The organism is Thermosphaera sp. (assembly GCF_059755995.1).
On record NZ_DBOUKL010000013.1, the window covers coordinates 15,941 to 39,972 of the forward strand.

Consider the following 24,032-nt stretch of genomic DNA (forward strand, 5'->3'; position numbering starts at 1 on the left):
ACACCATATCTAGGTGAAGTCGTTTTTCCGTCCGAGAAGGAAACTATGCGCGTTCTAGATCACCTCAAGACAGGAGTTTTCTCGTCTTAACATCGTATAATCTTACCTTATCAGGATCTACTGTTAAACAAGCTGTATCTCCTATTTCCATCCTTGCTTCCTTCTCAGCTATTGCTCTTAAAACTATTCCGTTTACTTCTAACGAAACTAATCTGTTTCGACCCATATAGTTCACAGTGATAATGCGTCCTTTTAACGCGCCCAAGGTTTCAGTGGTGTGGAATTTAACGTCCTGAGGTCTAAACGCAACAAGTACTTCACTTCCTTCTTCACACTGCGTTATTCTTCTGGGGATCGACATCTTAGTATTGTCGAGAGATATGTCAAGCCGGTTTTCTGCACACTTTTCTAAGCGCCCCTTTATGATGTTTAAAGCTGGTATTGAGATAAACTCGTCAACGTCTAAGTCAACAGGCTTTGCAAGTAATTCGATTGGTTGGTCAAGCTGTTTCTGCACACCCTTTAATAAGACCAGAACCTTATCCCCAATCGACATGCTTTCAAGTGGATCATGGGTTGAATATATCACTGTGACTCCTATTTTCTTCTGAAGATCCTTCATCCAGGCGATCATCGCCTCCCTAATCTTCGCATCTAAAGATTTGAACGGTTCGTCCAGCAAGAGTAGCTTTGGCTCGGTGACAAGTGCTCTTGCAAGAGCAACTCTTTGATATTCGCCCCCGCTAAAAGTGCTCGGCTTTCTATTTAAGATGTGCCTTATTCCAAGCAACTCGGAAATTGACAACACTTTCCTCCTAATTTCTTCCTCGCTGAGTCTTCTAATCTTTAACGGGAACGCTATGTTCTCGTAACCGGTTCTATCAGGGTATACCGGGGGTATTTCGAAAACCATTGAAAAACTTCTTTCATGAGGAGGTAGTTTGGTTATGTCTCTCCCCTCTAGGTAGACTTTACCGGTTGTTGGAGTCACAAGCCCGCCAATGATTTTTAGTAGCGTCGTCTTACCGGACCCCGGCGGCCCAGTGATTGCTAGTATTTCGCCTTTTTCAATCTTAAAATCTATTCTCTCCAGTATCGTTTTTCCACTTATTGATTTACTAATCCCTTGCAATTCTAGATAGGTCATCCAGGAATCACCCCTTTTAGAAGTTTTTTCCCAGTTTTCTTATCAAATATGTGGAGTTTCAACGGATTTATTTTTAATATTACTTTTTGTCCTTCGTTAAAACTAGTGAATAGATCCACGAATACTTTTACCTCATGGTCGTTGAGTTTAACGTAAAGGATTCTCTTATCTTCTGCAATCTCAGCAAGCTTTACTACTCCTTCTAGAACCCCTTCGGGCATTACTTCCACGTCTTCGGGCCTAAAACCAATTACGACCTCGGAGCCCACCAGGCCTTGTAACGTTTTAACATTAATATCAGAGGCAACAGCGTATTTGTGAGAATCCGTTTTCAAAAGAAGCCTGTTTCCATCAATCTCTAAAACGCCCTCGAGAAGATTTATTGTTGGACTACCCACGAATGTCGCAACGAATAAATCACCAGGATTATCGTATACTTCCTCGGGGGTTCCTAACTGTATTAGCCTCCCACTTCTCATTATTGCTATCCTGTCAGACAACATCAAGGCCTCCAGCTGGTCATGGGTAACGAAAATCATCGTGACCCCGAGGTCTTTTTGCAGTTTCCTCAACTCTCTCCGCATTTTCTCCTTTATCTTAGCATCTGCCAGTGTTAAAGGCTCATCAAGTAATAGCAGCTTTGGTTCAACCGCTAAACACCTCGCTATTGCAACTCTCTGTTGCTCACTTAACCCTAGTTTTCCCCCCTTAAAGTTGAGATAGTTGCTTAAGTCGAGTATTTCAGCTATCTCCTTAACCTTTCTCTCAACTTCCGTTTTCGACAACTTCTTTACCCTCAACCCGAAAGCAATGTTTTCGAAAACACTCATATGCGGGAAAACAGCGTATTCTTGGAAAACAAGGCACACTCCGCGTTCTCGAGCCGGTTTCTCGGTAACGTCCACCCCATCTATGTAGACTTTCCCCTCGTCAGGATATTCCAAGCCAGCTATGATTCTGAGAGTAGTGGTCTTCCCACATCCGCTCGGGCCTAACAGGGTGAAAAGCTCCCCTTTGTAGACTTCAAATGAAACATTATTAACTGCTACCAGGTTCTCAAATCTTTTCGTAACATTTTCCAGTTTAACTACTACTTGGCTGCTCATCCTCTCACCAGCCCGAAGGTAAACCCTGTGATCAAGTGTTTTTGAATTAGATAGCCGATCACCAATGGTATTAGAGAGCCCAGCAGGGCGATTGCTGCTTGAACACCCCATAGAGCACCTACAGCGGTGACATACTTGCTTATTTGAACGGGTAGTGTAACGTTGACGCTTGTTAGAACTAGTGCGAATAGTAGCTCTGTCCATGACATAAGGAAGATGAAGAGACCGGATACTACGAAGCCGGGTCTCGCTATGGGTATTACTACTTTTAACAAGACTTGGAACGGTGTTGCACCCTCCATAAGCGCAGCCTCCTCCCATTCAACTGGGATAGCGTCTATGAAACCTTTCAATATCCAGACCGCATATGTTAACGTTGTCGCAGAGTATAGAAGTATTAATCCGAGAACGTTGTCAAGGAGGCGCAGTGTTGTGAAATAAATCATTATTGGGGTTACAAACGTCGCTGGCGGCAACATTCTTGTCAGTAATGTGAAAAATAGTGTGAAGGGTCCTGGGGTGTTGTATCGACTCGCACCATAGGCTGTGAAGAATCCAATTATTACCGCGATCACTGTTGCCAGGATCGAAACAGCTATACTTCTTATTAATGGACCGGTTATCGGCTCTATTATTGCAGTATAAGCGATGAATATTGAAACGGATTGCGGTGAGAACAATATGATGTAATTATCTAGTGTGGGGTTTTTCGGAAACAGTGAAGGGGTCCTCCACTCAGCATAGGGTTTGAACGATAAAGAGATTATCCATATAACTGGGATAAGTGTCCAGGTGACAATTATTAGCAGTATAAGCCATGCGAGAACTCTGGTTAGAATGTTTTTAACCACCACGATCACCTCTTTTCAAGCAGATACTTTGTTGCTAAACGGGATATGATGAATATTAGGACTAAAACTATGAGGGAAACAGCTGCAGCATAAGATATATCGGAGTATAGAATTGCAAGCCTGTAAATGTAAAGGGAGATGCTTTCGGTGGTTGTACCAGGGCCTCCCCCTGTCATCACGTAAACGTAGTCAAATATTTTGAAGGCTTCAAGAGATCTTAGTATCACCGCTATCAGGATTAAGGGTTTAATCAGGGGAAGCCTTATTCTCCAGAAGACTGTCCACTCATTAGCGCCGAGAACTTCTGCAGCTTCAACTAATCTTTTAGGCACAGCTGACAGTCCCGAGTAAAGGATTAGGAACATAAAGGGGGTCCATTGCCAAACGTCAGCGACTATTATTGTTACGAAAGCAAGGGTTTTGTCCAGAAACCAGTATATGTTTAAAGCACTGGGTCCTATGATGTACTGGAGAAATATGTTGTTCACGGGTCCATACGGCTGGAAGAACAGGTAGAACACGGTTGCTACAACCACAGGCGGAAGCATCAATGGATATATGAGTAGCGAGACAAGGTATTTCTTCCCTTTAAACGGTTTTTGGAGGAGATATGCTAGTGCGAGCCCAATGAAGAATTCTAATGGAACAGCGATTGCTACAAACAGGGCTGTTCTCCCAAGAGCTTCAATGAAACGCGTGTCCGAAAGAGCTCTTTGAAAGTTTACAAGCCCGTTGAAAGGAGCATTCCACCATTCAACGCCCATTAATGGGGACCATTTAACGAAAGCTAAGTAGATCATTATGATAAACGGTATTATAAGGATACCGTTTAATAAGAGGTTTAACGGTAGAGATGACAATATTTTTATAGATTTCGGCGGCTTCTCAGGCATGAATCTCCCCGTTTATCACGTAGGGAATAAACCATGGAAGTGTTAAAAAAAGATAATAGAACAGGTTAAATAAAGGATTATGGCATATATCCCTTGGCTCTCCACGCGGTCTTAATGGTATCAGGAAATAGTTGTGCTATAGACCTCCAGGCGGCGAGTTGTGCATCAACACCGTACTTCTTAGTTATCGAATCCCAGTCGCTTGCAATATTACTTAGAGCCGTCTCCGGGTCCATGGTGCCAGCTAGCACAGCGTTAACTGCTGTAGTTAGTTTCGAAGTATATTCAGGACCACCTCTTATGATGAAGTCGGGATAAGAGTATTTTAAAGCATCCATGTAAGCATTCACGAATTCTTCTCCATAACCTTCAACGGACTTGGCACGGTAATTCGGGTCCGTGAACCAACATTCTCTGTAAAGATCCAGAATAACACCGCTCAACACTACTTCTAATCCTATGTCAGGGGCTGTCATGAACTGGAGGAACAGGTAGGCAGCTTCAGGGTACCTGCTGTAGTTGCTGACTATCCCAACCCAGTTAACAGGGTTTGGCGAAGCCCTAATTAATGTTGGTGTTCCATTAATCTCAATCTTAACACCAGGCATTAATGCGGTGCCTGTAGCATTCTTTACCACAGAGTCGGGGGAGGATATAGCCATCTTGGTTAGGGAAGGCCATGCGGCAGTGAGCACGGACTCCCCATGTATGAATTTATCATACAGGTCTGCCCACGAAGCTGAGACAGCTTCCGGTGGCATGTAGGGTTTTAGTTTCAGTAAAGTATCAAACGCGTACCTTCCTTCGGGTGAATCAATCTTTGGATCCATAGTGTTTAAATCAAACAATATTCCACCAGCTTCTAGGAATATATTTGTCCATGTGATATATGCCGCGAAAGCTGGTTCGGCATAGAAGTATGCCCCCCAAACCTTGCCTCCTCTAGGTGATTGCAGGTTCTTCTCCGTAAAGAACTCGGCAACGTCTATAACCTCCTCCCATGTATCAGGCACTTTTAAGTCATAGCCGTAGATCGATTTGAACTCATCCTTGTAGTTTTGATTATTTAATAGATCCTTCCTATATGTTAGAGTAAATACATCAGAATCTAGTGTTAACGCGTATCTTGAACCCTTATAGAGAGTAGTGTAGGAGCCCAGGGGCTCTATTGGAGCACAGGTTCCAACATAGCCTGGATCGTACTTGTTGAAGTAGCTTGTTATATCCTTGGCTAATCCCGATTCAACCATATCTCCAAGCCATGTACTGAAAACCGTCACTATATCGTACGCTCCCGTCTTGGTGACAGCCTCGTTCATCGCTTTAGTGTAAACATCGGGCTCAGTACCCTGGGTTACAAGCTCTATGTTTACATCCGGGACGTACTTCTTCCATAATTCTATTGCCTTGTCAAGCTGGGCCTTTGAGCCCGAGACGTGGAGAATTCTCAGAGTAGTTCCTCTAGGTATGACTCCGTCATCAATAAGCTTTCTAATACCTTGAACAGCCCTCTGAGCAACCGGGCTTAGCTCTGAAATAGGTGGTGGAGTTGTTTCTGTTATAGTTTTAGTTACTATTTCAGCAGGCTTGGTTAAATATCCGAGAGCGTAGCCAACGCCCAGGGCAACTACCGTGGAGCCTATTGTTATTAAGAATTGTCTTCTAGAAGGGTCAAACCTCTTAGATTTTTCCTCATCCACCACAGATCCCCATTTTTCCTACGATGTTAAATATGTGTTTGTATTAACTTTATAAAGACGCATTATAACAGGTTTTATTACTTATGCTTCCCATTATCATCTACAACAGCTTGAGCGTTTGCTTTTCTTTCTTTTACCTAGCTGTAAAACTATTTCGAATAAGACTATGATCGGTAATGCTAGAATAGCACTTCCGAAGCTTCCACCGTCAGGCGTGATTATCGCCGCGACAATATATATTCCGATATATAATGGAGCCCTATACTTCGCCAGTAATTCCGGGGATAGGATTTCCACCAATATGAGTCCATAAACAATGATAGGAGTGGTCATGAAGATCCCTGAGAAGAGAACCGTGGATGTGACGAACCCTATGAAATCTACGTAGGCTATGATTGGTTGGATGTTGAACCATAGGTTAACTATTACGAAGGCTTTTAATATGATTGGGACTAGAATGAAAAGCCCGAATAAGCATCCCAGTATGAAACTCCCTATTACGGGGAGGAAAACCCTTCGTAAAATACGTTTCTCGTGCTCGTACAGCCCTGGTTCTATGAACTCCCATAATTCATAAATAAACATGGGTAAGGTGATCGTCACAGAGAAAAATAGTGAGGATAGAAACCATACTTCGAAACCCATGCTGAGATGTTCTGCTATGAAAGTAACATTTACTGGTCCGATGAGAGGTGATGACAGGATGTATGACGCTATCTCGTTAACAAGGTAAACCGAAAGCGGGAGGTAGTAACCGCTCATGAAGGACTCTGGGGTTACTAATGATGCAGGTAATGAAAGCATTAGTATCAGCGAGATAAACCACACTATAAAAGCCTTTCTCAGCCTGGAAATAAGCTCTTTTACATGCCTCTCATAGTATTTTATAAGCTCTGAGGATGTCAATCTTCAAAAACCCTTGGAGCTTACTCCTTGGCCTCGGTTTTAACTCTTTTTTTGATCTCGCTCAATATTTCCTCTTTTGTTTTACCTTCGGTAGGTATGCCCAGTTCTTTAGCCAGAGCCGATATCTCGTCCATTTCTTGTTCTTCACCGCGCGATGCTTTCTCGTATTCTCGCTTGGCCCTTCCTAACGCCTTTGCAAGCTCCGGTATCTTGCTAGGGCCGAATATAAGGAGTGCTAGGACGAGAATTATTATTACAACCCATTCTGCACCAGAGATCAATTTCGACCAAACCCCCTAAGACCCATTAAAGACATGGTTTTTCACCAATATATTTTTTTATTAAACATTAAGCTTGAAGAGTTTCTTGGCGTTGGAGAATAAGAATTTGTCCCTCAGATCACCAGTCAGTTTCAACCCCTCGATTTTTGCGTATTCGACAGGGATGTTTTCTATTAGGTCTGTTCCGAAAACGACCTTATCCGGAACAGTGGCTAGAAACACTTGGAGATCGAATGTGTGGCTCCATGATGTTTCTAGGTAAATGTTATCATATTTCTTAGCAAGCCATAACGCAGCGTTTACGTACGTTCCAAACCCTGCATGCGCGAGCACGATCTTCACATCAGGGTATTCTTCTGCCCTAGGGGCAGCGAGAATAGGGTCTGAGAACGAACCAGGACCTGTATGAATCATCACGGGGACTTTATGCTTGGCGGCGGCATCGAAGAGTATTGAGGCCTTAGGGTTTTGAGGCGAGATAGAGTGACCTGCCGTATGTAGCTTAACCCCCACGAACTTCAACTGGTTTAAAGCTCGATCCAATTCCTTAACTACTAACTCTTCGTTGAAATACGGGTTGATGCTTGCTAAACCATAGATTCTACCCTTGTACTTAATGCTTAATTCGTGAATCCTATCGTGAACCTTAACCGGGTCGGGAGCACCTGGGAATGGCTGAACTATGATTGCAACATCATGCTTGTTTAAATATTCGATCAGGTCTTCCTCTTTAATGTTTAATCCGAAGATACGGCATTCTCCCAGATGTATGTGGGTATCTATGACTTTCACATTCATCCCTCATTATTAAAGTAGTTGTGAAAACGTGATAAATAGGAGTATTATAACATGTTCTATGATTTCATTATGAGTCCTTGTTAAGTAATTTTAAATCGGTGGGGTTATTGGTTAAAGGAAAGGTTGCACTATTCCTTGAACCAAAGAAGCCGCTTCAAATCAAAGAGATAGAATTCCCCGATCCCTCGTATGACGAGGTTTTAATCAAAGTTAAAGCCGTAGGTGTATGCCACACAGATCTCGCTACAATAGATGGAGAATTCCCACCTCCCCCGCTCATGCCTACAGTTCTGGGGCATGAAATAGCGGGTGAGATCGTTAAGGTGGGGAAAGGAGTAAAAGATGCTAAGCCAGGGGATAGGGTCGTTCTCTCATGGCTTTGGCACACCTGTGGAAAATGTCAACACTGCAGGCGCGGTAATGAGCAATTGTGTGATAATCTGGTTGAAACAGGTAGACACGTATATGGGGGTTATGCTGAATACGTTATTGCAAAGGCTTCTCATGTTTTACCGATTCCAAGCAATGTACCGTGGGAGTATGCCCCGGCTGCCACAGACGCTATTGCCACACCGTTTAAAGGATTAAGAGTTGCTGGTGCTATGGAGGGGGATATTGTAACGGTATGGGGAATAGGATCTCTCGGATTTAACGCTATACAGGTTGCTAAGGCTAAGGGATGTATGGTGATAGCTGTAGGGCGGAGCGAGTTTAAACTTAAAAGAGCATTAGAAGTTGGAGCAGACTACGTGGTTAACTCCAATAAAGAGGATCCGGTTAAAAAGATCATTGAGCTATCAGCTGGTGGAGCTGATATTGCTCTTCAACTAGTCCCCACAGATGTAGCTACATACGAGCAGGCGTTCAACTCTCTCAGGAAGGGAGGAAAGCTTATACTGCTTGGCTATCCGCAGGGCAAGCTTTGCCTACCCGTTATAGAGTGGGGTCTTACCGAAAAATCGGTTATAGCTTCACTAGCGTTCACAAGATATGATATTGCTGAAAGCCTTAGGTTGCTTTCACAAGGGAAGGTGAAACCCGTGATAACAGTCTATAAGGGTGGAATCGAAAAAATTAATGAAGCACTAGATGATTTGAGAAAGGGAAAAGTTCTCGGCCGCCCCATCCTTTTAATGGATTAATTATCTCAAAAGATCCATTTTTTCCTCGTAATATTTTTTCAATGCCTCGAGAGTTTTCCAATCTGGTTGGGCTTCCACATCTCCTCTGGTCGTTACTACAAGCATTCCTGCGAGACTTGCTAATTTTAACGCATCTTTCAATGGGATTTGCTTTAGGAAGCTTGCAATGAAGACAGCGTCGAAAGCATCGCCTGCTCCAATCACGTCCTCAATCACAGGTGTTGGATAGGCGTATTCGCGATAGAACTCACCGTCTCTAGTGTATAAACTGCTTCCCTCCTCTCCACTTTTAACAACAACTATATCGATGCCTGATTGGAATAGTTTGGAAATAGATTCCTCTAACAGGTTTTGTGGGAACAGTATTTTCAAATCCTCTTTGTTTGTAAAAACAATTTTTGAACCATGTATAAGGGGGAGAAGTCTATCTCTCACATTTTCAACGTTTCTCCAGAGCTTAAGTCTTATATTGGTGTCGAAGAAAACTTCTTTTCCAAGCTCCCTGGAAAGCTCGCTTAACTTTTTAACAGCACGGTAACAACTTTCACTGAGGGCTGGAGTAATTCCGGTCAGGAACACTCTTCTCGCTCTTCTCACATAGTCTTCTTGAACATCTTCTTCATCCATGTATGAAGCTGCAGATCCGTGTCTGTAGTAGAATACTGTGGATTTCCCCGGTATAGGGTAATGTCTTTGAATAAAATATATTCCTGTTGGCGCGTCATCCACGGCTTTGATGCAACTGGTATCTATGTTTTCAGCCCTCAACGCTCTTAAGATCATTTCTCCGAATTCGTCTTTACCTACTCGAGTAATTAGACCCGTGCGAAACCCTAGTTTTGAAAGCGCTGAGAGCACGTTAAACTCGGCTCCTGCTATGTGCACCTCAAAGTATCGCGAATACCTTAACGGTCCCGGAGTCACATTGTTGAGCTGGATCAGCACTTCTCCGATGGAAATAAAATCATAACTTTCCAATCCCAGTAACCTCTCTTCTAACTATATTTTTATTCCGGCCTCTCGATAAATATTATCTAATACTTCCTTTACAGCGATAATATCGTTCTCACTAAGAGCGTTCAAAGGTTCTGCTGGGAGACCGATATCGAAGCCCCTTACCTTTAAAGCAGCCTTCGTTAAAACCAATCCTTCAACCTGGTATTCCTTTGATAATCCACGGAATTTTGCAACAAGGATTTGTAAGCGTGAGGCTCGTTTTAAATCACCTGCTTCAAAGCTTTTCACAATTTCAACCGCGATTTCTGGTATGGCATTGCACACGCCACATATGTGAGCATCTGCTCCATATATTAAAGAGTCGAGGATTAAGGAGTCGCTGGCTATTCCCACGTAGAAATCCTCCAGCAGGTTTGACACGATATCAATCACTCTTTCCACCGAGCCTGTCGAGTCTTTCACACCGGCCAGGTTCTGAATGTCTCGTTTAAGTTGCTTAATAATGCTTGGGGTAACGTCAACCCCTGTTTTCGAAGGATTATTGTACACGAAGAGGTTACATTCTAATTTGCCAAGTCTACCATAGTAATTCTTTAGTTCTTTCATACCAGCCTTATAGTATAAGGGGGGAAGTGATGCGATGTTCTCGACCCCAAGTTCTATTGAATGCTTCGCCAACTCCAAGCTATCCTCTAAACTAGCCGCTGATACGTTATTTATTATTAAATAATTGCTTGGTACCAGGTCCGCGATTAATGAAATAATCTTCTTTCTCTTACTAACAGGTAGTAAGAGACCCTCGCCATAGGTGCCGAGAGTGTAAAACCCTTTTATACCGCTTTTCAACTGGAACTCTATAAGCCTGGATAGGGATTCCCTGAGAGTATCTTCTTTTTCATGCACCGGTGTAATAAGCGCCGTTAAAATACCTCTTGGTAATCCGGGTTTAGGCATTTCTAGCACCCGAGGGATTCATTCTTCTATGCGTGTAAAGTAGGTATTAAATAAAACATAAAACAATGTTTAATTACTTCAATAAAGGGCTTTGAAGCATTGGCGTCTTCAATCAACAAACTCTATAAAGTCTTTTATAATCTTCTTAAAAGCCTTTCTCAAATGAATGCTAACAGTAACTTTGGATAAACCTAAATAAGAACCTATTTCATACTGCCCAGCGCTCTTCGGATATTCGAAATACCCTGTTTCAAAAGCCATTTTCAAAATTCTCCGCTCAGACGGGGTAAGTTTGTCCAATATGATATTTAAAACCGACTCCTTCATGAGTGTTGAAGAAAGTTTCTCAATAGAATCAATACTAGAGTACTCGACGTTGTGGCTACCATAATAGTTTTTCAACATTTTGAGATATTTTTCCAGGTCTTCCCGGTCTCCCAAAACCAAGTAATCTCTGCTTCCTTTGTCGAACAAATATGGTGAGATGATTTGAATATTATTGTCCTGGGCTAGCTTGTAGAACTCGCAAACTCTTTTCAAACCATATATCACGTATAGTTCGTCTATTTTTTGAATACGTATTTTGACAATCTTACTTTTCCTCAGATAATAATCATCTATCATTAACTGCTTAACGATTTTGTTTATCTCTCCCCCGTAAGTTAGGGCAACGATGAAGTAGTAGTCACGACCTGGTAACTTGTAAACATTAACTAAAACTCTTGAATCATTAAGCTCGCTGATTTTGCCGAGAAAACTATTCTTTGCAGTTTTAACTCTAATATTGTAGAAAGCAATATTCTGATCAAAAAGCACGGTCGAACTCAAGCAAACTCGCCATAAATAATTATAAAATACACTGTCTATTAATCTTTAACGTGAACACTTGTCCATTGAAATAGTGTCACACATACAGGGTGTTCGAGAGGAAGATAAGGAAGAGTGATGCAAACACTGTCATTAAGGTTGCGGGAAACGTGTACTTGTATACTTTATGAAGAGGGGTGTTGAAGTGTTTCGCAGACATTACTAGGCATGCATGAGCCGGAGAGAGCATTGCGCCGAGGAAGCCTCCCAGGAATGCAAGGGTTGTATAATACCATGACGTTGTTAACAGGTTTTTCAAAGCCGGGAAGCCCAGTGCCACGAACGTGAACTCGAAACCAGTGGCTATAACTATTGAGAATGGAACAGCAAATACTGCCAGGACACCGTAGCCTGCTAAGCGCTCTGCTAGAGTATTCGCCAAACCACTAACCCTTATAGAGTTGCCGAAGACGAGGGAGATTATTATTAAGCCTATCAATGTCGGGTCGAGAGACTTCTTAACGGCCTGTTTAATCACGCCGGCATCGGGACGGTAAAGTATCAGGAACAATGCCACCACTATTAAAAGGGCCGAGTAGAGCGGCAGGTTGAGGTAGATGGAGAGGAGTGCTATCAACGGGAAGGGCCAGAGGTGGATCAACCCCTTCAACCTACGATTCTCATCCGAGTTGACAGCCCTTCCCCTAGAAATATATGTGAACAATACGGCTCCGGAAATGGCTGAGGAAACCATTACAACCCAGGTCCTAGCGAAGAGCTCACCGTACGATAGTCCAAGCACTGCGGAAGCAAGTATGATGTTCTGATAGAGAGGCCAGGTTGAAACCCATATGTGTCTAAACCAGTAATTGAGAAAGGTCTTCTCCACCCCGTTAAACCCTGCTTTCGAGTATATAGGATCGATCATTGTGGCTGAAACATATGCACCGGCGGGCATTGGGAGCAACCCGATCGCCGCCGGCACACCGATAGATGCTGTTCTCCAGCCTAGTGATTCGAAAGAATCAACCATCTCCTTAGAAGCTTTAGTATTCCTATAGAGGTTTGCGAGAACCATCGCAAAGGTTAGAGATAACACGGTGTTAAGCATTGTAGCGTTGAAAGATTCAACCACCACGTTGAAAGCATTCACACCTAGCAGTGGAATAGAATAGAGTAAAAAAGCGGTTGTTATTGCTAATGCAATGTTAACTCTCTTCAACACAAGGATAATTGCCGAGCAGACCGATACTGCAAACACTAACACAGGGTCCGGCCCCAGGGTCAACAGTCAATTCACCACACGCCATCAGCCATTCATGATAGGGAATCAAGTTTAAAGCTCTTCAACCCGGTTGTTAAATCGGCGAAACCATAGCATGGGTTGGAGAACCCTTTCACCGTGAACATTCCAGCAACGCTAACGCTGTTCCCGATGTTAGATATTGCTTCATCGAGTCTTTTAACAGGACCAGTAACCCTGCGTGGGAAGTACTATCAGGTCTCGCGGTGGAAGGTTACACGTATATTGGAAGGAGAGCGAACATGGCGACAGTTCGCGTCTTAGAAGACAAAGGCATAAGAGTCTTATTCATTTATAAAGAGGACAGTACTCTCCTTTAATGTTGCAAACACGCTCGCAGTAGCTTGGTTATGCTTCTTGAAATGTTGCATAATGGTTTAAGCATTTTTTACAAAAATTGGTTGGATTCAGTTGAATGATGGCCCTTGTATTCTTTTCCTCTTGGAAAAGAGCGAGGGGAAAGAATCGCGGTGATCTACAAGTTTTTAATAAATTCTGAAGTAGAGAAGGGTGAACTGTAGCGTGGAGGGCCCGCCCTTTAGGGTGGGGCTACTCCCTGGCACCTCCTGGTTCTTCAACGCATTTTTCGATTAGGTATTCGAAGAGCTCTATATACTTCATGCCATGATCCGGTATTACGATGACGACATCCCCATCTATTGCTCCAGCCTCTATTAGCTTCTTGGCGGCGTAGACTACGGCACCGCCGCTGAGACCTATGAGCAGGCCTTCTTTTCTCGCAAGATGTATTACAGTGTTGAAGGCTTCTTCAAGCGAAACATCCGTAACCCCGTCTAGCTCTGCATAGCCAAGCCATTTCATCCCAGTTTCAACCCTTCTAAGACCAGGTATGAAGCTGTCTTTCGATGGTTGAACACCGTAAACCTTGACATCCCCATACATGCTCTTAAAGTAGACAGCGAGTGCCGAAATGTGTCCTGATGTGCCGAGACCGCTCACGATGGCGCGCGGTCTTCTACCCATCTTCCTTAACTGGTAATCAATCTCCTTCGCAGTGTACTTCAAGTGCACGATGAAGTTGTTATCGTTTTCGAACTGATTGAGTGTGTATGCGTTGTCCCTCGTAGCGTCCTCGATGACTTTTTTCACGGCTTCAACTGTCAGTTGTGTGGGTACTCTGACAACCTCGCTCCCCAGCGCTTTGAACAAGTAGTCAACACAGTGTTGAGCTGTTATTGGAAGATACACCCTAGTTTTTAACCCCAAATAGTTTGCAATGCCGACTATGCCTAGTCCAGTGTTAGTTGACGTGGCTTCGTAAATTCTCTCCGCCTGCAACAAGCCATATTCTCGTGCACGCTTCACCATGTACCAGGCAATTCTATCCTTAATGCTCAGGCTTAATGGGTGGTACCATTCTAACTTAGCCCAGACAGTGACCGTGTTGCTACTGAGGTTTTTGATCCTTAACAAGGGGGTAGGTACATCCCGCTCGAGTAGCTCTAGCAGGCCAGTGTAAACGCGTGCAGAATCCCCGATAACATTGTCGTAAAAGCCGAGCTGTTCAATAGGCACTTCAACACTGAGCTCGGACTCCTCCTCGGCTACTGGTATGAGCCTTGTGCCAATGGCTTCTAGCCCATTAAAAACCTCAAGCCCTGTTTCAACATAGCCTTCTTTATCAATCATAACGGGTCGAGTTCTCTTCCTGCGTAGAATCTCTTTTACAACATCTATGTAGTGTTCCAGCGGAAGCGATCTCCCTCTCACAGCAACAGACTCTAGGAGTCTCATCGCTGACCACTAGTTCTATGAATAGATGTAATAGTTTTATAAACCTAGTCCGAGAAGAAGCAGGTTTAAGAAAGTTAAATTGTGAAAAACCAGTTCTGCTTAACAAGCCCTCCGAGGAACCATCCACGGAATCTTCAGGAAAGGCTTCAACAAGGTAGAGGCAACAGTTAAGCTTGAGGAGGCCGGGGCACCTTAGAACAACATACGGGTTAATCCATGTTGAAACGTTAGAGGAGGATGTGCAAAGCTATACCTTATTTGTATATGAAACATGGTGTACGAATATAGAAGTAGCGCCGGGGGCGGGATTTGAACCCGCGCGGGGAATCCCCCACCGGCTTAGCAGGCCGGCGCCCTACCAGGCTAGGCGACCCCGGCTTCGGTTTTCATATTATTCCTCGACTACTTATTAATGTTTCTCCGCATTAATTGCTAGCTCCAGTAGTCCGAGATCATCCTCACGGTTAAAGCCAGCAGGAGTACGTTCCTCACCTGGATTATCCAGAAAACTAGTGAGGATGTTGAGGCAGGGTTGTTTTCGATAGGGAGTCCGAGCCCAAGGGTCTTGTTTAAAACCTCTCTTAAAAACCCGTCCCGGAACCATAGAAGGATTATTAATGCGTTTAAAACCTCGGAAACCAAAGCAGAGGCCCGGAGCCTGGGGTCACTGTTGCAGAGATACAATAGTGGTATTGCTAACAGTATGGTTTGTGGGACGGCGACGGGGTTTAGGGTCCAGGATGCCAGGATTAGGATGGTTGCGTGTAACGCTATATGATCTCCCAACGGTCTCAACCCGTAGAGTATGAGTATGATGGTTGACAGCACCCCCCACGACACAGCGTACAATGCCTGAGTATTCACACTGCCCGTGAACAACCAGTAAACACTACTGTTAAACGCGGGGGTAAGGTAGTTGGAAACAAGATACTCCAGGGAAGATGGGTTGGCAACGTATAGTGTTGCGAAAGCTATGAGAGGCGGGAGAAGCCCGGCATAGTGTTTCAACGGGCGCGTCGACCCCAGCATGTAGGCGAGGCTTAGGCCGAATAGGATTGTGAAAAACGGGTTCCAAGCCGTTAACAACCCAGCGTACAAGAGGGCCTTGTGATACTCCTTATCGAGGAGGCTGGATAGAAACGGAATGTACAACGGCAGTACTAGAGAGTCGAGACTGTAAATCCCGTAAACCAGGAGGCTCGCGAAGCCTATGGGAAGCCACCGCTCATTAAGTCTGTTCGAGAGCTTCTTTTTGAACAGGATTAGGGCTGAGAGGGTTGAGATAATCGAGACTATTGACTGTGCGGTGTAGAGGGCGGTTGCGTAAGCGGTTGAGAAAACATTGCTTGAGAACAGGAAGGCTAAGGCGGTTAAAACAGTAAAAGCCAACCCTGCCAGGGGAGGCTCGGGTAGCTTGTAATCCAGGTATGGGATGGGAAAGATGTTTTCACCACTGCATAGCGCACCCCTCTTTGCCTGGTTAAACCATTGGTTCGGGTTGCTGCAGGGGTTTGCGAGAATCCCCTTATAATATGAGCTGTAGAGGTCATTGTAGATCGGGTGGGGGTTGAAAACACCGTGGAAAACATACTCCTGCACCTCAACAGGCATGTGCAGGATGAAACCTGTGGCCAGGATCGCTATGACTAATGCTAAAAGGGTTTTAAACCTCATTTCAGAGGTCACCATACCTTGTTTTATATTGAAGGAGAGCATTAATTATACTATCGGTGGCGGGGGGAATTGTCAAAGCTTGATTTAACAAGTATTTCCCACTACTTGATCATAGCCTTGCTCTTCACATTATCGCTCATGGTTTTCTACCAGAGTGCTTCTGATTTCACGAGGCTAGAGATTGAGAGAGGGGGGAGGGGTTATGTTTCCGACGAGGTATGGTATGTTTCGTCAGCCAGGAATATTTTGTACAAGATTTTTCACGTGGAGCCGAGGCTTTCAAACGGTTCTTACGGGGCAACGATAATCTACGAGGGATACATCAACTCGTTCAGGCTTAAAGCAGATGCAAGGGATTTAAACATATCTGTTAGAGCAGACTACTCCAAGCTGAAAGGCTTCTACGTGGTAGCGCCCTCTGAGGAAAGTTTTAACGCATACTTGTCGAGGATTAGGGAATATGTTAACGTAACAGATATTGTGCCGGGGTGGATGCTTCCTGATGCAGAGAGGGTTAACGAGTACATAAACTGGGAGCACCCGCCCGTGGGCAAGTATTTTGTTGCAGCATCAATTTGGCTTCTAGGCGATTACCCGCTTCACTGGAGGCTTCCAGCAATATTAACCGGGGCTTTAACAGTTGTGCTAACGTACCTTTTAATGCTTAGCCTTACAGGGAATCAGGCGGTATCCCTGACCGCCAGCCTCCTGTTAATGTTGGACCCCTTGTCCAAGGCCTTGGCCAGCATAATGTTGCTAGACGTTTACATAGCATTCTTCACGGTTTTGACAACCCTTCTAGCTGTGAAGGGCTTGCTGAAGCATGCTATGATCGCGGCTGTGGTGGGCGGGACGTTCAAGTTCTCAGCACTGTTCCTCCTTCTCCCGGTTGTCTTCCTCACGGTTAGGAGGGATGTGAGGAGCAAGCCCTCCTTCACCACGCTTATATCATCGCTCATCCTCAACATCATGTTGGCTGGGGCGTTATTCCTTGCCCTGACAACACTGGTTTCCCTACCAATAGCATCTTACATGGGGTTTTCAAACTGGGTTAAATACTCTCTGATAGGGTCTTTCACATGGCATACAAGCGTGAAATGCACTGGGGCTAACTGCCCTATTTCATCAGCCCCGTGGGAGTGGTTCATGAGCGTCAACTCCTTTCCACTCTACATTTATCCCGACGGCTCGGCGTTGAAGGCGTCGGGCACCTGGCCTTTCTGGGTCTCCTCGCTCACTCTTTCAATAACACTAGCCCCGGCGTGCTTCAAGGATAGGAGGTTTGGAAGGCTGTGGGTTTTCTACATAGGGGTTTTCTCAGGCTACCTCCTCCTATGGGTGGTGGGGGGTAGAAGCCAGTACAGCTTCTACAGTATACAGCTAGCGCCACTGGTTTACTCAACCCTGGTATACGCTGTACCCTCCATAATCTTTGACAGGGGCTTGCTGATAGAGACCCTGGGCTACTGGGGTAGGCTTAAAGAGTTGATCCTTAAAGCAGTGATCGCTTAACACTATCCCCGGGTTTTTAAATCAATACGTATCGATTTCTAAACGGGGCTTAACATGGCTGGCGTTATCTCGAGGATGCGTTTGATAACTGTTAAGATGCCTGAGATTTATGTTGAGGGATTGGACGAGCTTGTTAAAATAGGGAGATATAGCAGTAGGAGCGAGGTTATCAGGGTTGCTATAAGGGATTTGTTGAAGAAGGAGTTATGGATTAGTGAAGGCGAGTTCTCCTGATTTTTCAAACCGTTCTCTAATTCTCCTAATTACAAGCTTTATTAAAGGGTCGTCCTCGTCTAGTTGCCTCATGCTTAACGGGGGGTTGAAATCGGGTAGTATTCTCCTCAGGGTTTCAAGCTCAACAGGTGTGGGGTATACTATAGGGTTTAACACTTCAATAGCCATGGCCTGCCTCGAACCCTTGATATACTTAAAATCTCCTTCCCCAACACCTGTGTCAAGGATTTTAGACAGCCTTTTCCAAACCTCCTCGGGCGTGCCAGTTATAACTTTTCCAGCGGTGAACTCACCCATTAATGATTTGACGCGTCCGCTGACATATAGGATTATCCTGTCACCCCTTCTCACTTCGAAACCCATGTACCTCCTCAACTCATACTTCTTCACGCCGGTGAAAATTCTGTAAGCGTACACTGGCTTAATGCTGAAGATGTAGATGGCCAATTAACCACCTTTCAACGAGTATTTTAATAAGATTGCTTAGAATTATTTATTTCTTGATGTTGAAGGTTGGTATATCTGATCAGTGATGATTGACACCAGTGCTGAAGATGATCGCAATGAGCTCGGTAAAACCCGGGGACGTCGTACTCGTATACATAGATGATTCGAGAAAGTTTGTCGTGAAAGTAACGCCGGGGAAGATCCTTGGAACAGACAAAGGCTTCATCAAGCACGAGGATCTGATAGGAAGACTTTACGGTGAAAGCGTGGTCACGAGCCAAGGGGTTAAAGCCCTACTGCTCCATCCCTTGAGACATGATTACTCATCCACAGTGAGGAGGATTACTCAAATAATATACCCGAAGGATGCTTCACTAATGATTTACTACTCCGGCCTGAAACCCGGCGGCATTGCTGGCGAGGCAGGGGTTGGCTCAGGAGTTCTAACGCTCTCGCTAGCCGAAATAGTGGGGGAGAATGGGCTAGTATACGGTTTCGACGTGAACGAGAAGGCTCTTGAGAATGCCAGGGCGCATTTAGAGATTCATGGTTTGAGCAGTAGGGTAAGGCTGATTAAACACGATGTCAGGGAACCATTAGGTGTAACAGGGCTTGACGCGTTCTTCCTGGACATGCCTGATCCATGGAACGCTCTCGACAGTGTTTACCAGGCGGTTAAACCAGCGGGAACCGTTTTAGCATACGTCCCCACCGTGAACCAGGTCGAGAAAACAGTCCTATCGATGGAGAGGCACGGCGGGTTCGCAGATATTCATGCTTATGAAACACTGCTTAGAGAGTACAGCGTTGAGGAGGGTGCCACCAGACCCCATACTCTCATGGTTGGGCATACAGGCTTCATCGTGTTTGCGAGAAAAATAGTAGTATCCTAGAAGCGATGCTTCCCCTTCACGTACAGGTAGATAGTATGGGATAAACCGTTATCATCTCTCACGTCCACCACCCTCTCCTCTCTCCACCCGGGTATTCTAAACTCGTGGCTAACTATTCTAGTCCCGTCTCTCAGCTCTTTCTCAAACTTCGGTTTCAATGCTTCATTAACTGATGTGAGGAGGAATAGAGTTACAATGGTTGCCTCCTCGATGCTTACCTCGAAAAAATCGCCATGAATTATGAACGCCCTGTCGGAGATGTTAGCCTTCTTTATCTTTAAGGAAGCCTCCTTAACCCTTTCCAAATCCTTCTCTATCCCTACAGCCTTCTTAACGTTGAACTCTTTAACGGCAGTGATAAGTATTCTGCCATCACCGCATCCTAGATCGTAGAGAACGTCTTCGGGGCCAGCGTTCGATAATTTAAGCATCTCCCTTACCACGGGGTAAGGGGAGGGAACGTATGGCACGTAGGGTGGCAAAACTCAGGTTCCCTCATGCTCCGTTGGTGAAGCAGCAATCTCGACGCCAAGGCTCCTGATCTTCTCCAGCATTATCTCCTGAGCCTTAGACTCATCCGGCTGGAGAGCCTCGTTTAACGGTAGCTGGGAAAGAAGCCACTGGACTCTTCCGTCATCAAGCTCCACGAGTATTTGCGGCGCCCACGCCATGCCGAACTCATCCTTATCCCCGTGCTCGACAAGGTAGACGTAATCCTCCTCCTTAACCTCTAGCTCAGAGTTAACTCTCTTGCTCAAATCCTCGGCCATTTTAACCCACATTTTATGGTAGGGGTGGTGTTTAGCCGTGACCAATACGACCTTTTTGATTTTAACCATTAATCAACTACCTCCATGTCTAGATCTAAGATTATACTGTAAACATATTAAATATGTGCTCTAGACTTCTCAAACGATACAGGATTGGGATCAGGGCGCTCGCCAAGTAAGGAGTGGGCCCTAGGGAGGTTTTGAAAACACTGTAGAATAGGGCTGTTAAAACCCGCTCCAGCTCCTCCGGAGGATCCGAGTGAACGCCCGAGATGAAGCAGTCTTCGACAGGTCTTAAAACTGCCCCGTCCTCTCTTAAAACATGGATGCTTCTGCAACCATTGAAAAACTCTTTCAACAAATCCTCTAGAGTTGTGGAGAACAGGAGCGTGGAGGAGCCTCGCCCCAGTTTTTCAAGAATGTATTCCTTGCCACCAGTGGTTAGCAATCCCACCTCAAAGTTTTCATAGGATAGTTTCCCATAGAGTGCTCTTATCCTTTCAAAAATATCTCTGCGCTTGAAACCCGGCGTTAACTCCACATAGAGGAGTCTCATTCCCTACACTGGCGGGGGCTTAGGCTTTCTCTCCTCCTCAGCCCTCACCTTGACAATACCGTAGTGGATTGCGCACGAGACGCAGTAGCATTTCGTCACAGGGTATCTTTGTATCACAGCCCCCTTCTTCTCAAGCTCCTCCGCGAGTTGCGGTGGGACCGGGCTGTACATCCTGGTTACACATATGGCTTTATCGCTTGGAACCCTTCTCCCGCAGTTATCGCATTGGACAATCTCAACCTTACCTTTATCGCCCTTGTGCCTACCCCTGCTCTCCCTTTTCTTAGGCATGTGTGTAAACACCTCGTTAAACAATCTTGCTGAATCTATAAAATAATACTGTTATAAAACTATTGCCACCGCGCCCGCTACGCCCTATTGTTTCTCAAAAGCTCGGTTAACCCGCCGGAGCCTATGATATCCTCCCACCTTATTCCGAAGGCTGAGAGGAATTGTTCAAGCCCGCTTTTAACAAGCTCAATGTACTTATCAGGGTCTACTTCGTGAAGCCTCGTTAACTGTATAGCCTTATAGCCCTCCTTGCTCTTCACCTTGACAAACGTTATAATATCCCCCTCCTCCACGCTGTACCCGTAGTTCATTAATTGGAGGGCTGCCTTAACATGCGGCGGCTTAGTCTTAGTGTAGAGGGATGGCGTCTTGGTTAAGGCCACCCTTATGGCGAGCCGGTCGAGCGTTATCTCCTTCCTCCTAATATCGTTATGTATTGTCTTCACCTGATGCTCCAACCACTTGACGAACTCTATGAAACCCGCGGGGTTTTCAACGCTTCTAAGCTTTTCGATAACATTCTCGAACAAGTCTTTCAGGAACTCCGGAGTATTCCTCTTCTTCGCGACAAGCCCCTTGATCTCTATGCCGCCGTCAACCGTTCTGCCCAGGTAGTTCTTCTTAAGCCCTGTGAAAACCACGTATGTAAAAGACTTGTCAATCTCGATCTCAAGCCCTAGTTTCTCAAGGATCCATGACTGCAGCTTCCTCAACTGCTCCTGGGTTGGGGCCCAGACGAATATTGAATCTGTGTCACCGTACAGTGTTTTAACCCCGAGATCCGCGGCCTTCCTCACAATAGTGTAGAAGGACTTCCTGCCCATCGCGGTAACGCTTTCAGCCACGGCTGGGGAGTAAAGGGAGAACTTCTCATCCCCGAAGACCCCGTAGCTAGCGTTTATGAAGACCTTGATAGCTCTCTGAACCACCTCGTACCAGGCTAGGGTTTCAGGGGGAAGGCTCTTATCCTTAGACCTCTTCTTATATATTCCAACCCTGTAATCCCTTAGAATACCGGTTAGTTGCGCGGTCAACCCGGGCTTGTCAACGCAGACTTCGTGAAGCCTTCTCCCGGTTTCATCGACAATATCTATTGTCTTGCTACACCACTTCATGTCAACGGTCTCATAGCTCAGATTGTATTTTTTGATAATGCTAGGGTATAGGGAGGCTATGTCGAGGACGACCACGTTGAAGAAAGCCCCTTTCGGAGGCTCAACCACTAAGGCTCCAGCGTACTTCTTACCCTCAATAATCGCCTTCGTCCCAGTGCTCCTTACATGCCTCAGAATATCCTCCTTGTTAGGTATGAGGTAGCCGAGCTTCCTGTGCTCCCAGAAGAACAGATTTTGAATCCAGTTCGATATCTGCCTCCTACACAGGTCTTCAATGCTTGTCTTTGAAACCCTGGCTAGAAGAATAATGAGTTTCCAAACGAGTTCATTGCTGAACATTGTCAGGTTCAGCGTGATCTCAGCATCCCTATAGTTGTATGCAACTAGCAGCGAGGCTGATATGTCGCCTATGGTTTCCTCAAAACCTATTTTCGACACTCCGAGCAGTGCTCCAGAGACAGCGTCAAGCTTCTCCTCCTGGTATTTCCCCCCGAAGGCATAGTTTTTAACAGCCCTGTTCGAGAAGAACTTGTAAAGGTCTAGGTGAATGCTCGTGTCAATCCTGATCATGTCCTCCCCTATCTTCAACGGGATGTGGCTTCTCGGTATGCCCAGCTTGAAAGCCCTCATGTACAGGTATTGAAGGTCGAAGTTATCGCCGTTGTAAGTGAGGACTACCGGGTAACCCCCCATTATTCTGAAAGCTTCCAGCAACATGTCTTTCTCAGAGTCAAACACCTCCACCTCGGCTTCAACAGGGTAGTCCTCCATCATGTAGTCGAAATCATGCTTGTACTCCCTGGCCAGCAGGAGTATTTTCTTCAACCCATCGCTACCGGCTAACGCTATGCTAATCACAGGGTATTCAGCAAGCTTCGGGCTTGGGACACGCCCTTTGAACGGGGTGAAAACCTCTATGTCAACTGCTACACGCTTCACCTTTGGCGGGGACTCCTCGAACAGGAGGAGGAGCTCCTCGGCAAGCTTCACTGTTTCAGGAGGCTCATTCCTGAACAACTCCCTTACTTTTTCAACAAGGGATTGAGGGATCTCGGGCTTAACCATTACGAGCTTCTGGACACCGTTGGAGAAGTCTGTGACATACCTCATCCCCGGTATCAGCCTGTTATCGTAGATGTAGTTTGCATGATACTTTATCTTAGCCTCCCACGCGGTGTTGAACTTGCTCCTAATCTTCCTCACGACCAAGGGGTCCTTGGTTACCACCTTCACCAGGCGAACCCTCTCCATGGTGAGAGGGTTGATCTTGTACTCCTCCTCGATAGAGTCTACCCCGGAGTTCTCCAGGTTCCCCAGCCTCTCTCTTATCAACGACGGGTCATCAGATGTTAGGAAGTATGGTTTGTGCCTGGTGGGGTCGGCTATTTTAACAAGCCTCTCCCCTTTCTCATCAACGAATTCTAGGATAGCCTTCTCCATCTTACCATCATAGTAGACTCCTAGAAGGTAGTGAGGCTTGTTCAAAACCTTCTCATATGTTTCAGAAGGGAGGGATGCAACATAGCCTATCTTGCTAATCCTCATCAACCTAACCCTTTGCAGACTTGATAGCTAGTATTGCTTGGATGATATCCCCTTTCGAATTAACAAGGGCTTTGCGAGCTTCCTCGTATGAAACCCCTGTCTGCTCCATGACGAACTTGATGTCTTCCTCAGGTATTTTAACCTCCTCAGCAACCGGTTGCTGAGGAGCCGGCTGCGCTGAAACCTCTTCCTCCTTCACCACGCCTGAGATTTGGAATGCGACCTGACCCCCTGTTTTGAACGCAACAACCTGCGGGCTGGTTATAACCAGCTTCTTGTTCTTCAGGAAAATCTCAACCCTGTCAACATCACCGTATTCTTCAACATCAATACCCATTTTCTTAAGCATCCGCTTAAGCTCTCTCGGGCTCATGGAAAACACGTGTAAAACACCT

General features: G+C 45.4%; 25 protein-coding genes and 1 tRNA gene. 4 read left to right on the top strand and 22 right to left on the bottom strand.

Translation table 11 applies throughout. The annotated features are described in order from the left end of the window. Nucleotides 1-64 precede the first annotated feature (64 nt). The 8 genes from AC3OH0_RS01220 to AC3OH0_RS01255 form a co-directional block, all read right to left on the bottom strand. Nucleotides 65-1,147, bottom strand: a complete 1,083-nt coding sequence (locus AC3OH0_RS01220) for an ABC transporter ATP-binding protein (protein ID WP_498344469.1) — start codon at nt 1,145-1,147, stop codon at nt 65-67. Then, nucleotides 1,144-2,253, bottom strand: a complete 1,110-nt coding sequence (locus tag AC3OH0_RS01225; protein WP_498344470.1) for an ABC transporter ATP-binding protein — start codon at nt 2,251-2,253, stop codon at nt 1,144-1,146. The genes AC3OH0_RS01220 and AC3OH0_RS01225 overlap by 4 nt, the downstream gene beginning before the upstream one ends. Then, nucleotides 2,250-3,104, bottom strand: coding sequence for a carbohydrate ABC transporter permease (locus tag AC3OH0_RS01230; protein WP_498344471.1), 855 nt, complete (start codon nt 3,102-3,104; stop codon nt 2,250-2,252). Before AC3OH0_RS01230 ends, AC3OH0_RS01225 begins: the two co-directional genes overlap by 4 nt. Nucleotides 3,105-3,109: 5 nt before the next feature. Beyond that, complete coding sequence (locus AC3OH0_RS01235) at nt 3,110-3,997, bottom strand: carbohydrate ABC transporter permease (protein WP_498344472.1); 888 nt, start codon at nt 3,995-3,997, stop codon at nt 3,110-3,112. Nucleotides 3,998-4,074: 77 nt separating this feature from the next. Then, nucleotides 4,075-5,697 carry an ABC transporter substrate-binding protein gene (locus tag AC3OH0_RS01240; RefSeq protein WP_498344473.1) on the bottom strand — a complete coding sequence of 541 codons (1,623 nt, stop codon included), beginning with the start codon at nt 5,695-5,697 and terminating at the stop codon, nt 4,075-4,077. Between the two features lie 96 nt (nt 5,698-5,793). Continuing rightward, nucleotides 5,794-6,603, bottom strand: coding sequence for a twin-arginine translocase subunit TatC (gene tatC / locus AC3OH0_RS01245; RefSeq protein WP_498344474.1), 810 nt, complete (start codon nt 6,601-6,603; stop codon nt 5,794-5,796). 20 nt (nt 6,604-6,623) lie between these two features. Next, the gene (locus AC3OH0_RS01250) at nt 6,624-6,884 is read right to left on the bottom strand and encodes a twin-arginine translocase TatA/TatE family subunit (RefSeq protein WP_498344475.1); all 261 of its coding nucleotides are present in this window, start codon (nt 6,882-6,884) and stop codon (nt 6,624-6,626) included. 60 nt (nt 6,885-6,944) lie between these two features. After that, nucleotides 6,945-7,676 carry an amidohydrolase family protein gene (locus AC3OH0_RS01255; protein WP_498344476.1) on the bottom strand — a complete coding sequence of 244 codons (732 nt, stop codon included), beginning with the start codon at nt 7,674-7,676 and terminating at the stop codon, nt 6,945-6,947. 113 nt (nt 7,677-7,789) lie between these two features. Between AC3OH0_RS01255 and AC3OH0_RS01260 the strand changes: the two genes are divergently transcribed. Then, nucleotides 7,790-8,824 (top strand): alcohol dehydrogenase catalytic domain-containing protein, encoded by a 1,035-nt coding sequence (locus AC3OH0_RS01260; RefSeq protein ID WP_498344477.1) that lies wholly within the window; start codon nt 7,790-7,792, stop codon nt 8,822-8,824. Here AC3OH0_RS01260 and AC3OH0_RS01265 read toward each other — a convergent pair whose 3' ends face one another. The 7 genes from AC3OH0_RS01265 to AC3OH0_RS01295 form a co-directional block, all read right to left on the bottom strand. Then, the gene (locus tag AC3OH0_RS01265) at nt 8,825-9,802 is read right to left on the bottom strand and encodes a PfkB family carbohydrate kinase (RefSeq protein ID WP_498344478.1); all 978 of its coding nucleotides are present in this window, start codon (nt 9,800-9,802) and stop codon (nt 8,825-8,827) included. Nucleotides 9,803-9,823: 21 nt separating this feature from the next. Then, entirely contained in the window at nt 9,824-10,735 is a 912-nt protein-coding gene (locus tag AC3OH0_RS01270) for a dihydrodipicolinate synthase family protein (protein WP_498344479.1), read from the bottom strand. A gap of 108 nt (nt 10,736-10,843) precedes the next feature. Then, a complete protein-coding gene (locus AC3OH0_RS01275; RefSeq protein WP_498344480.1) occupies nt 10,844-11,563 on the bottom strand; it encodes a helix-turn-helix domain-containing protein in 720 nt (239 codons plus the stop codon). Between the two features lie 76 nt (nt 11,564-11,639). Further along, nucleotides 11,640-12,830, bottom strand: a complete 1,191-nt coding sequence (locus tag AC3OH0_RS01280) for a DUF401 family protein (protein WP_498344481.1) — start codon at nt 12,828-12,830, stop codon at nt 11,640-11,642. 564 nt (nt 12,831-13,394) lie between these two features. Continuing rightward, nucleotides 13,395-14,600, bottom strand: a complete 1,206-nt coding sequence (locus AC3OH0_RS01285) for a PLP-dependent cysteine synthase family protein (protein WP_498344482.1) — start codon at nt 14,598-14,600, stop codon at nt 13,395-13,397. Between the two features lie 294 nt (nt 14,601-14,894). Then, nucleotides 14,895-14,978 (bottom strand) — tRNA-Ser (locus AC3OH0_RS01290). 54 nt (nt 14,979-15,032) lie between these two features. Beyond that, complete coding sequence (locus tag AC3OH0_RS01295; RefSeq protein ID WP_498344483.1) at nt 15,033-16,274, bottom strand: hypothetical protein; 1,242 nt, start codon at nt 16,272-16,274, stop codon at nt 15,033-15,035. 69 nt (nt 16,275-16,343) lie between these two features. Between AC3OH0_RS01295 and AC3OH0_RS01300 the strand changes: the two genes are divergently transcribed. Both AC3OH0_RS01300 and AC3OH0_RS01305 read left to right on the top strand, forming a co-directional pair. Beyond that, nucleotides 16,344-17,786 (top strand): phospholipid carrier-dependent glycosyltransferase, encoded by a 1,443-nt coding sequence (locus tag AC3OH0_RS01300; RefSeq protein WP_498344484.1) that lies wholly within the window; start codon nt 16,344-16,346, stop codon nt 17,784-17,786. A 54-nt stretch (nt 17,787-17,840) separates the two neighbouring features. Further along, nucleotides 17,841-18,020, top strand: a complete 180-nt coding sequence (locus AC3OH0_RS01305; RefSeq protein ID WP_052891753.1) for a ribbon-helix-helix domain-containing protein — start codon at nt 17,841-17,843, stop codon at nt 18,018-18,020. On the opposite strand, the gene AC3OH0_RS01310 is transcribed toward AC3OH0_RS01305, so the two are convergent. Then, complete coding sequence (locus AC3OH0_RS01310) at nt 17,991-18,467, bottom strand: ASCH domain-containing protein (RefSeq protein ID WP_498344485.1); 477 nt, start codon at nt 18,465-18,467, stop codon at nt 17,991-17,993. The two genes, AC3OH0_RS01305 and AC3OH0_RS01310, sit on opposite strands and share 30 nt — an antisense overlap. 116 nt (nt 18,468-18,583) lie before the next feature. Between AC3OH0_RS01310 and AC3OH0_RS01315 the strand changes: the two genes are divergently transcribed. After that, nucleotides 18,584-19,360 (top strand): tRNA (adenine-N1)-methyltransferase, encoded by a 777-nt coding sequence (locus tag AC3OH0_RS01315; RefSeq protein ID WP_498344486.1) that lies wholly within the window; start codon nt 18,584-18,586, stop codon nt 19,358-19,360. On the opposite strand, the gene AC3OH0_RS01320 is transcribed toward AC3OH0_RS01315, so the two are convergent. The 6 genes from AC3OH0_RS01320 to AC3OH0_RS01345 all read right to left on the bottom strand — a co-directional run bounded on the left by AC3OH0_RS01320 (nt 19,357) and on the right by AC3OH0_RS01345 (nt 24,010). Next, a complete protein-coding gene (locus AC3OH0_RS01320; protein ID WP_498344498.1) occupies nt 19,357-19,791 on the bottom strand; it encodes a protein-lysine N-methyltransferase in 435 nt (144 codons plus the stop codon). The two genes, AC3OH0_RS01315 and AC3OH0_RS01320, sit on opposite strands and share 4 nt — an antisense overlap. Before the next feature lie 54 nt (nt 19,792-19,845). Then, nucleotides 19,846-20,199 (bottom strand): hypothetical protein, encoded by a 354-nt coding sequence (locus tag AC3OH0_RS01325; protein ID WP_013130175.1) that lies wholly within the window; start codon nt 20,197-20,199, stop codon nt 19,846-19,848. A gap of 31 nt (nt 20,200-20,230) precedes the next feature. Beyond that, complete coding sequence (locus tag AC3OH0_RS01330; RefSeq protein WP_498344487.1) at nt 20,231-20,686, bottom strand: RNA methyltransferase; 456 nt, start codon at nt 20,684-20,686, stop codon at nt 20,231-20,233. Nucleotides 20,687-20,689: 3 nt separating this feature from the next. Next, nucleotides 20,690-20,977, bottom strand: coding sequence for a 30S ribosomal protein S26e (locus AC3OH0_RS01335; RefSeq protein ID WP_013130177.1), 288 nt, complete (start codon nt 20,975-20,977; stop codon nt 20,690-20,692). Between the two features lie 77 nt (nt 20,978-21,054). Continuing rightward, nucleotides 21,055-23,637: a DNA-directed DNA polymerase I gene (locus AC3OH0_RS01340; RefSeq protein ID WP_498344488.1), complete on the bottom strand. Its 2,583-nt coding sequence runs from the start codon at nt 23,635-23,637 to the stop codon at nt 21,055-21,057. Nucleotides 23,638-23,641: 4 nt separating this feature from the next. Beyond that, on the bottom strand, nt 23,642-24,010 hold the full coding sequence (locus AC3OH0_RS01345; RefSeq protein WP_498344489.1) for a nascent polypeptide-associated complex protein: 369 nt from the start codon (nt 24,008-24,010) through the stop codon (nt 23,642-23,644). Between the last annotated feature and the right edge of the window lie 22 nt (nt 24,011-24,032).

What these genes read in the sequence shown, in the direction of transcription:
- AC3OH0_RS01225 (WP_498344470.1), bottom strand. Translation starts at nt 2,253, where the DNA reads ATGAGCAGCCAAGTAGTAGTTAAACTGGAAAATGTTACGAAAAGATTT.
- AC3OH0_RS01330 (WP_498344487.1), bottom strand. Translation starts at nt 20,686, where the DNA reads ATGAGACTCCTCTATGTGGAGTTAACGCCGGGTTTCAAGCGCAGAGAT.
- AC3OH0_RS01315 (WP_498344486.1), top strand. Translation starts at nt 18,584, where the DNA reads ATGAGCTCGGTAAAACCCGGGGACGTCGTACTCGTATACATAGATGAT.
- AC3OH0_RS01325 (WP_013130175.1), bottom strand. Translation starts at nt 20,199, where the DNA reads ATGGTTAAAATCAAAAAGGTCGTATTGGTCACGGCTAAACACCACCCC.
- AC3OH0_RS01345 (WP_498344489.1), bottom strand. Translation starts at nt 24,010, where the DNA reads ATGAGCCCGAGAGAGCTTAAGCGGATGCTTAAGAAAATGGGTATTGAT.
- AC3OH0_RS01295 (WP_498344483.1), bottom strand. Translation starts at nt 16,274, where the DNA reads ATGAGGTTTAAAACCCTTTTAGCATTAGTCATAGCGATCCTGGCCACA.
- AC3OH0_RS01235 (WP_498344472.1), bottom strand. Translation starts at nt 3,997, where the DNA reads ATGCCTGAGAAGCCGCCGAAATCTATAAAAATATTGTCATCTCTACCG.
- AC3OH0_RS01270 (WP_498344479.1), bottom strand. Translation starts at nt 10,735, where the DNA reads ATGCCTAAACCCGGATTACCAAGAGGTATTTTAACGGCGCTTATTACA.
- AC3OH0_RS01285 (WP_498344482.1), bottom strand. Translation starts at nt 14,600, where the DNA reads ATGAGACTCCTAGAGTCTGTTGCTGTGAGAGGGAGATCGCTTCCGCTG.
- AC3OH0_RS01320 (WP_498344498.1), bottom strand. Translation starts at nt 19,791, where the DNA reads ATGCTTAAATTATCGAACGCTGGCCCCGAAGACGTTCTCTACGATCTA.
- AC3OH0_RS01220 (WP_498344469.1), bottom strand. Translation starts at nt 1,147, where the DNA reads ATGACCTATCTAGAATTGCAAGGGATTAGTAAATCAATAAGTGGAAAA.
- AC3OH0_RS01335 (WP_013130177.1), bottom strand. Translation starts at nt 20,977, where the DNA reads ATGCCTAAGAAAAGGGAGAGCAGGGGTAGGCACAAGGGCGATAAAGGT.
- AC3OH0_RS01305 (WP_052891753.1), top strand. Translation starts at nt 17,841, where the DNA reads ATGGCTGGCGTTATCTCGAGGATGCGTTTGATAACTGTTAAGATGCCT.
- AC3OH0_RS01340 (WP_498344488.1), bottom strand. Translation starts at nt 23,637, where the DNA reads ATGAGGATTAGCAAGATAGGCTATGTTGCATCCCTCCCTTCTGAAACA.